Origin of the sequence: Rhodoferax sp. (genome assembly GCF_018063565.1) — a bacterium.
Lineage (GTDB): Bacteria > Pseudomonadota > Gammaproteobacteria > Burkholderiales > Burkholderiaceae_C > Rhodoferax.
This window is the reverse complement of sequence record NZ_JAGPBB010000123.1, coordinates 1-8,113: the sequence shown is the minus strand read 5'-3', so window position 1 is coordinate 8,113 and position 8,113 is coordinate 1. Positions and strand designations below refer to the sequence as shown.

General features: G+C 57.9%; 8 protein-coding genes. 3 read left to right on the top strand and 5 right to left on the bottom strand.

Annotation, left to right across the window (positions count from 1 at the left end):
• The first annotated feature begins 130 nt into the window (after positions 1-130).
• Both KBF66_RS17885 and KBF66_RS17880 read left to right on the top strand, forming a co-directional pair.
• The gene (locus tag KBF66_RS17885) at positions 131-826 is read left to right on the top strand and encodes an NAD(P)H-binding protein (RefSeq protein WP_365732554.1); all 696 of its coding nucleotides are present in this window, start codon (positions 131-133) and stop codon (positions 824-826) included.
• 348 nt (positions 827-1,174) lie between these two features.
• Positions 1,175-2,521, top strand: a complete 1,347-nt coding sequence (locus KBF66_RS17880; RefSeq protein ID WP_296660654.1) for an acetyl-CoA hydrolase/transferase C-terminal domain-containing protein — start codon at positions 1,175-1,177, stop codon at positions 2,519-2,521.
• Between the two features lie 202 nt (positions 2,522-2,723).
• On the opposite strand, the gene KBF66_RS17875 is transcribed toward KBF66_RS17880, so the two are convergent.
• Positions 2,724-3,086, bottom strand: coding sequence for a hypothetical protein (locus KBF66_RS17875; RefSeq protein ID WP_296660651.1), 363 nt, complete (start codon positions 3,084-3,086; stop codon positions 2,724-2,726).
• Between the two features lie 204 nt (positions 3,087-3,290).
• On the opposite strand from KBF66_RS17875, the gene KBF66_RS17870 reads away from it, so the two are divergent.
• Positions 3,291-4,169, top strand: a complete 879-nt coding sequence (locus tag KBF66_RS17870; RefSeq protein ID WP_296660649.1) for an HDOD domain-containing protein — start codon at positions 3,291-3,293, stop codon at positions 4,167-4,169.
• Positions 4,170-4,185: 16 nt separating this feature from the next.
• On the opposite strand, the gene KBF66_RS17865 is transcribed toward KBF66_RS17870, so the two are convergent.
• The 4 genes from KBF66_RS17865 to KBF66_RS17850 form a co-directional block, all read right to left on the bottom strand.
• Entirely contained in the window at positions 4,186-5,427 is a 1,242-nt protein-coding gene (locus KBF66_RS17865) for a hypothetical protein (protein ID WP_296660646.1), read from the bottom strand.
• Positions 5,424-6,749, bottom strand: a complete 1,326-nt coding sequence (gene serS / locus KBF66_RS17860; protein WP_296660642.1) for a serine--tRNA ligase — start codon at positions 6,747-6,749, stop codon at positions 5,424-5,426. The genes KBF66_RS17865 and serS overlap by 4 nt, the downstream gene beginning before the upstream one ends.
• A 61-nt stretch (positions 6,750-6,810) precedes the next feature.
• On the bottom strand, positions 6,811-7,806 hold the full coding sequence (ispH, locus tag KBF66_RS17855) for a 4-hydroxy-3-methylbut-2-enyl diphosphate reductase (protein WP_296660638.1): 996 nt from the start codon (positions 7,804-7,806) through the stop codon (positions 6,811-6,813).
• Positions 7,803-8,113: peptidylprolyl isomerase (locus tag KBF66_RS17850; protein WP_296660634.1), on the bottom strand; the 311-nt coding region annotated here is incomplete at its 5' end. The genes ispH and KBF66_RS17850, both read right to left, overlap by 4 nt.

Sequence of the window (8,113 nt, the reverse complement as noted above, 5' to 3'; positions counted from 1 at the left end):
TTATCCGGAACTCACAATGGCCACCCCAAAACAGATGGCCCCACCGAACTGCAAGCCGCTTCGGGCTACGCCCTTCGCGCCTTGCAGTTCGGTCAATAACTTACACCACTACCTGGGACATTACCAGACGATGGAGCAAATAAGGATCGAAACGGCGACAGCTATGGAAAAAAGTCACGGCCGTGCGGTATTGGTTGCGGGCGCAACCGGCCTTGTGGGTCGGGAAATCGTCGCAATCCTGCTTGCCGACAAAATGAATCGCGTGGTTCACTGCGTCGGTCGAAGGCCCCTGGCGCTACGGCATCCAAGACTGCAAAGTCATGTCGTTGATTTTGCTGCCCTGCCAGTGCTGCCCAGAATGGATGACTGCTTTATCGCCTTGGGGACCACGATCAAGGTCGCCGGCAGCCAAGCCGGCTTTTGCGCAATAGACCTGGACGCGGTCGTTGCAGTCGCCAGAGCGGCTCAGTCTGCCGGCGCGACAAATTTTGGCGTGATCAGCGCCATGGGTGCCAATCCAAAGTCTTCAGTTTTCTACAACCGCACCAAGGGTGAGATGGAACTTGCACTGGCCAACATGGGGTTGACAAGCCTGGTGATTGCGCGACCATCATTGCTGGACGGCGACAGGGCAGCATTGGGTCGACCAGAGCGGGGTGGCGAGGGTTTTGGCCTGGTTTTAGCGCGCCGACTTCGACCCCTGATCCCGGCGAACTACCGCGCCATTTCGGCCCAAGATGTTGCACACGCCCTTGTCCGCGCCGTCCGTGCAGCACGGCCAGGGGTGGTGACGCTCATGTCTGGCGAGATGCAGGGCCCTGGGTAGCTTTGCAGGTTTGCGGTGCCAGCCACGGCATCGACGCCCTCAAGGCCTGATGGTCAATTGACGCCATCGCGGTCGGTGTTTCACTCACCCGGGCGGGTGCCTTTTGCACTTCCGTCGATGACGCATCGTTGCCACGATGCGTCATCTCGATACCCGTTCTCAAATCAAAAAAGTCGTGCCCTGACGGTTGCGCTGATTTGAGACCACGATCCATGAATGTCCTGACCCAGGTCAATGACCGATCAATGGTGCCTCATTACCATGAAGCATCTTGATCTGTCATCCCTATGGCAATCTCGAACCCCCTTGCAAACCGGCTTCCTCCGTGTCATCTCATGAGGCTCACCTATGACCCATCGTGAACAACTTCAATATCAGCAAAAGCTTGGAACAGCCACTCAGGCCGCTGCACTGGTTAAATCGGGTGACCATGTCTTCATGGGCGAATTTGTGCAAAACGTCGAGGCCGTGGATGCTGCTCTTGCTTTGAGGAAAAACGAACTCAAAGACGTTATCCTGACCACAACAACCCGTGTGAAACCCCTGCAGTGCGTTGATGCCGATCCGGGGAGGGAGTCATTTATCTGGGATGACTGGCATTTTTCAGGCTTGGGTCGCAAGTACGGTGAGCGGGGCCTCGCCAGCTATATCCCATTGTGCTACCACCAAGGTCCCCAGAACGTCACGCTCTATGAGGAGCCAGACATTGCCGTTGTGCAGGTGACGGCCATGGATGCCAACGGATTTTTCAACCTCTCAACCAGTTGCTCGATGACCCCGGCCTATTTGAGCAAGGCCAGAAAAATCATTGTCGAAGTGAACAACATGGCGCCTCGATGCCTGGGCGGACTTGACGAATCCATCCACATTTCCAGGGTGGACATGGTGGTTGAAGGACCCAACAGTCCTTTGGTTCAACTTCCCGAGGCTGCCGTCAGCGAAGCCGATCGATTGGTCGCGGCACACGTCATGGAATTGCTGGAAGATGGCTCGACGATTCAACTCGGCATCGGAGCGCTGCCCAATATTGTCGGTGCATTGATCGCCAAAAGCGATCTGAAGGATCTTGGCGTGCATACCGAGATGCTGGCTGACTCCTATGTCGACATGTACCTGGCCGGGCGAATCACTGGCAAGCGAAAAAGCATCGACCGCGGCAAGATGGTTTACACCTTTGCCATGGGTACACAAAAACTCTACGATTTTCTTGACAACAACCCGGCGGCAGCGATTTTTCCTGTGTCTTACACCAACGATCCCTGTGTCATTGGCCGCAACCCCAAGGTCATTGCGATCAACAATGCCATTGAAATCGACCTGTTCACACAGGTCGCCAGCGAGTCCTCAGGATCGCGCCAAATCTCGGGAACCGGTGGGCAACTCGATTTCATCATGGGGGCCTACCGATCTGAAGGAGGCAAGGGTCTCATCTGCATCAACTCAACCTTCAGAAAGAAGGACGGCACCATTGGCTCGCGTATCGTGCCGACGCTGTCTCCGGGAACCATCGTCACCTGCCCGCGCTCGATCGTCCACTACGTTGTGACTGAGTTCGGTTGCGCGCAGTTGAAGGCAAAGTCGACCTGGCAGCGGACAGAGGCGCTCATCAACATTGCGCACCCTGATTTCAGAGAACAGCTTGTCAGCCAGGCGCAGACCTTGGGCATCTGGCGTCGTTCCAACAAGGTGATGTAAGGCTCACCGCGGGTCCAAGGATCTCCCATTTGGAAAGCGAACACCGACCGATTGGCAACGCGACAGAAAGCGGGCGCCAGGACGGAAGACGCCTTGCCACCGGCTTGCCACTAATGAGTCCGGAAAAAGAGTAAAAGACCCGTTGTTGCCGACTCGGGCTGATTCCAGGCAGGTAGTGATCGACCGGTGACAAGCGATCAACTCAAGGCTCCTGCAGCCATAGCCTGGCCGAAGCCACATCCGTGAAATACGCCAGCGGATACTTTGTGAGAGCGGCGAACCCGCCTACCAAGTCTCGAATGCCCGCGTCGGTTGTGACGATGGCAACTTTTACCGTGGCGTTCAAGAATGCAGCACCAAGTCCATGCGCCGCCGCCATCAAGACGTCCTTGTTGCTGACCGCATGATCGGTGACCTCAAGAAAATCATTGATTGAGTAGCGCAGTCGGTCGTAATCAGGATCACGATGGTTTTCATAGATCGAAGCAAGAAACTCTTCGGGAGTCACGAAGCCACTGAACTTTTTATAAACACCGTTCTTTTCACGGGTCAGTACGTAAGGCACAAAATTCTCCAAATCGCAAAGTGACTTTATTGAGGCGTCAAATTATGAAGCATTGGTCAGCTGGTCTTGTCGGTTGGGTCCACTCCTGTTGCGGGAATCGTGATCCACAACATCAAATTGTTTGGTTTGGCGAGCTGCAAGATTCAGGTGACAATCATGTCAGTCTGGCGTGAGCGCGCCGATGGATTGAACAGGTGAATCAAAGTGAGTATTGCCAAATCAGTTGCCGAAGCCGAGTCCCAGTTGTCGCAGTCCCATGCCGACGAACTGATCAAGAGCATTGCCATTCCCGCACGCCCTGAAACGCTGCTATTGCTGGAGCGGGAAATGGGTTTGGAAGAGCCGAACTTCGGGCGGATCGCGCGGCTTGTGGCGACCGACGTCACGTCCACCGTTGCCGTCTTGCGGACCGTCAATTCACCGTACTTTGGCCTGACGCGGCGCTGCGAAACGATCGAGCAGGCGATCTCGATGATCGGGCTCAAGCAGCTCAAGGTTCTGGTCACTCGGCTCACCTTGCAAAACATGATGCGCGGCGAAGGGCAAAAACTGACCCGCTTCTGGGATGTGTCAAGCAAGCGCTCGTTCGGCATGGCACGTATGGCGCGCGAACTGAGACTGGTGGATGTGGACATCGCACAGACCTTCGGCCTGTTCTGTGATGTGGGCATCCCGCTGCTGTTGCAGCGCTTTGCCGACTATGGCAAGACACTGATGGCATGCAACAGTGAACCCGACGTGTCATTCACCGAAGTCGAACAAAGCCGGCACCATACCGATCACGCGCTGATTGGCGCCATGATGGCACGCAGTTGGGGCGTGTCGCCGGCGCTATGTCTGGCGATCCGGATGCACCATGATTACGCAGTGTTTCTGGACCACAAGGTGCCGGAAACCGTGACGCGTCTGATCGCCATGGGCTTGGTGGCCGAAGTAGCGATCCAGCGTTTTGCCGGCATGAATGCCAGCACCGAGTGGAACAAGGGTGGCGATTACGCCGCGGGTGCACTGGTGTTCAGCGACATGGATGTCGAGGAGTGGATCGATCGCCTGCACCACGACTTTGCCACTGGCGTGGCCTGAATTCGCACCGCAGCACCTATTGCGACATCTCCAGACGGACCACATGACTCTCTTTGGCGGGCCAGGTGCGCCCCACCACCCGCTCGACCACGTCGGTGTGCACTTCAGCGGCGATAGCTCGGTATTGTGGTTTGCTCAATGTGACGCGGCTGGTGCCGGGGTTGACACCGCCCACTTGGGTGCCAGGTGCAGGTGTGCGTCCATCGAGCACACTGTGGTGCACGGTCGGGTCCAACGTACCCCGCAAGCGTTCCATGTCGATGATGGAAAAAGCCGGCAAGTCGGCATCCGCGATACGGCTCGCCTTCAGGTTGAGTAAATCGGTGCCGCGCGCAAACGGGCTGCGGTAAATGTGCGTGGCCGCATAACCGTTGGCACGCACCACGAACTCGTAAAAAACGCCCGGCTGCGCCTGAAACGGCCCCCAGCGCCCGTCCTGACCCACCACCTGCCGGTGCAAGGCATCACCCACGCGCAGTCCACTGTCAGGGTGCACCGCATAAATCTCAAGGCGCGCACCAGGAAGCGGCAGGTTGTTGAAGTAATGGGTGGCCGTGCCGGCACGCTCTTCAGACTTTGGACCCATGCCGGTGATGACCCCGCCCAGCGCAAACGCCGCTTGTGGCCAGATGCCGGTCTGGGCCGACGGCTGGCCGGTGATCAAGCGGTAGCTGGCGGCAAACATCGCGGCAGAGAAGGCCCCGTCGCGTTGCTCCGACAAGGGTAGAACCAGACATTGCAAGTCTTTGAATGAGGTCAGGTCAAAGTCTTTCAACGGCAGCGCTTTGGCCACACCGGTCCAAACCGCATCCGGCTGGGCCAGCACCACATGGCTGACGTTTGCCGCGCCACCACTCTGAACGTAATTGCGCACCACCAGCGCGCCGCGCCCCCGACCGATCAGCACCACCTGCTTGGCACCTGTGGCGGCCAGAACCTTGGCCACTTCGGCTTTGACAAACGCCAGATGTTCAGCGTTGGAACTGCGGCCCGACTGCGCCTTGGTGTCGTCATCGCGGGCTTGCGGAAAGGCTTGCTGCAACACGAACAGGCGTGCACGCGGCCAACCGTTGGACTCAAATCTCCAAACCACGTCCTGCCACGTTGCGGCGGACTCACCGTCGCCGTGCACCATCACAATCGGTGCAGCCTGTTCCTGCACCCTGGGGCCATAGGCACATGCCGACAGCGCTATTATCAAAATAGCTGAAAGCGTTTGACTTAAAAGCGCCAGCAGGCGATTCGTTCTAATTTTCATGGGCGGGTGCTCGCCAATACGGTGAGGCCTCCCAGGTAGGGTTGTAACACCGCCGGGACAGTGACCGAGCCATCTGCGTTCTGATAGTTCTCCAGCACCGCAACCAGCGTGCGCCCGACGGCCAGGCCCGAGCCGTTTAGCGTGTGGACCAGTTCGTTTTTTCCCTGCGCGTTCTTAAAGCGGGCCTGCAAACGCCGCGCCTGGAAAGCCTCGCAGTTGCTCACCGAGCTGATCTCGCGGTAGGTGTATTGCGCTGGCAGCCAGACCTCGAGGTCGTAGGTTTTGGCGGCGCCAAATCCCATGTCACCTGTGCACAGACTCATCACCCGATATGGCAGGCCCAGCTTTTGCAAAATCGCCTCGGCATGACCGGTCATGACTTCAAGCGCTTCGTAGCTTTTCTCAGGGTGGACGATCTGCACCATCTCGACTTTGTCAAACTGGTGCTGGCGGATCAAACCACGGGTATCACGCCCGGCGCTACCCGCCTCAGACCTGAAGCAGGGCGTGTGACCGGTCAACAGGATCGGCAGCTCAGCTTCACCGACCACCACGTCGCGTACAAAGTTGGTCAACGGCACCTCGGCGGTGGGGATCAGGTACAGCGCCGTGTTGTCGGGTTGTTCCTCGCCCTCCTGTCCACCCTTTTTGGCAGCAAACAGGTCGCCTTCAAACTTGGGCAACTGGCCGGTACCCCGCAGCGTCTCGCCATTGACGATGTAAGGTGTGTAGCACTCGGTATAGCCATGCTCCTGGGTTTGAACGTCCAGCATGAACTGCGCCAGCGCCCGATGCAGCCGCGCCACCTGGCCTTTCATGACGGTAAAACGTGCCCCGGTCAACTTGACGCCCATCTCGAAGTCCAGGCCCAGCGGCGTGCCCACGTCCACATGGTCTTTGACGTCAAAATCAAAGCAGCGCGGGCTGCCCCAGCTGCGCACCACCACGTTGGCGTGTTCGTCGACACCAATGGGCACGCTCTCGTGCGGCAAGTTGGGCACCGCCAGCAGCAGGTTTTGCAGCTCGCCCTGAATCTGATCGAGCCGTTTGGCCGAGGCGTCAAGCTCGTCCTTGATGCCACTCACCTGCGCCATGGCCGCGGCTGCCTCGTCATGCTGACCCTTGGCCTTGAGCTGACCGATCTGCTTGCTGGCGCTGTTGCGCTGCGCTTGCAGCGCCTCGGTGTGCATCTGGATGGTTTTGCGCTCGGTCTCCAATGCGGCAAAGGCCGCCACGTTGAGGAACAGTTGTGGCGTCTTGCGCGTTTCCAGGCGGGCAACCGCCTGGTTCAGGTCTTTGCGAAGTAAGTTGATGTCCAGCATGATGATTTTTTTAGAGAAATCAGGCTCTAGCCCAATATTTATAAGTAATGTCTGCTATTGATTATGAATTCACATCCAACGCGGCGGTGCTGGCTCCGGTCATTGTTTCAGGACGCAGTCCTTTGGGCAGCGGAAATTTAACCGTCTCGGGCGCACCGGCCATGCTCTGCACTGACAAGGCACCCAAAGCCTTGAGGCGCTCGATCACCTGCATCACCAGGATTTCAGGTGCCGAGGCACCGGCGGTCAGACCCACGCGGGTACGGCCAACCAACCACTGGGGCTGCAAATCTGCCGCACTGTCAACCATATAGCCCGGCGTGCCAAGTTTACGTGCCAGTTCAGCCAAGCGGTTACTGTTGGAGCTGGTGGGACTGCCCACCACGATGACCAGGTCGACCTGACGGCTAAGCAGCTTGACCGCATCCTGCCGGTTCTGGGTGGCATAGCAAATGTCTTGTTGTTTGGGTTCCCGCACGGCCGGAAAGCGCGCCTTGATGGCGGCCGCGATGTCGGCGGCATCGTCCACACTGAGCGTGGTCTGTGTCACCACGGCAAGACGGGCGGTCTGAGCTGGTGCCAGGTGCGCGACATCGGCCACGTCCTCCACCAGATGAATGCCGCTCTCAAGCTGGCCCATGGTGCCTTCGACCTCGGGGTGGCCTTTGTGACCAATCATGATGAACTCAAACCCCTCGCGGGCCAGTTTGGCAACCTCGACGTGCACCTTGGTCACCAGGGGACATGTCGCATCAAAAATCCGGAAGCCCCGCGCCATCGCCTCTTGCTGGACTGCCCGGCTAACACCATGAGCTGAAAAAACAAGCGTTGCGCCTGCAGGCACCTCATCAAGAGCTTCAATAAAGATAGCACCTTTGGCTTTCAGATCATTTACCACATAGGTGTTGTGCACAATTTCATGGCGCACATAGATGGGTGCGCCAAATTTGGCCAGGGCTTTCTCGACGATTTCGATGGCACGGTCTACCCCGGCACAAAAGCCCCGGGGCTCGGCCAGGGTGATGGATGCCACAGCCGGCAACACATTAGCGCTCATAACACACCAATCAAACTCACTTCAAAACTCACCGGTTGGCCCGCCAGCGGATGGTTGAAATCAAACAGCACGGCCTCACCCTTGGCGTCCCGCCTGAAATCCAGAATGGTGCCGGCAAACTGCCCCTTGCCGTCTGGCGTGGGAAACTGCAGTACATCACCGACAGCGTAGTCGTCACCGGGTACACCCATATCGTCAAGCACCTGGCGCGCCATCCACTGTTGCATGGCAGGGCTGCGTTCGCCAAAGGCGGCACCTGCCGGCAAATCAAAGGTGGTATGGGTACCTTCGGGCAAACCCAGCAAAT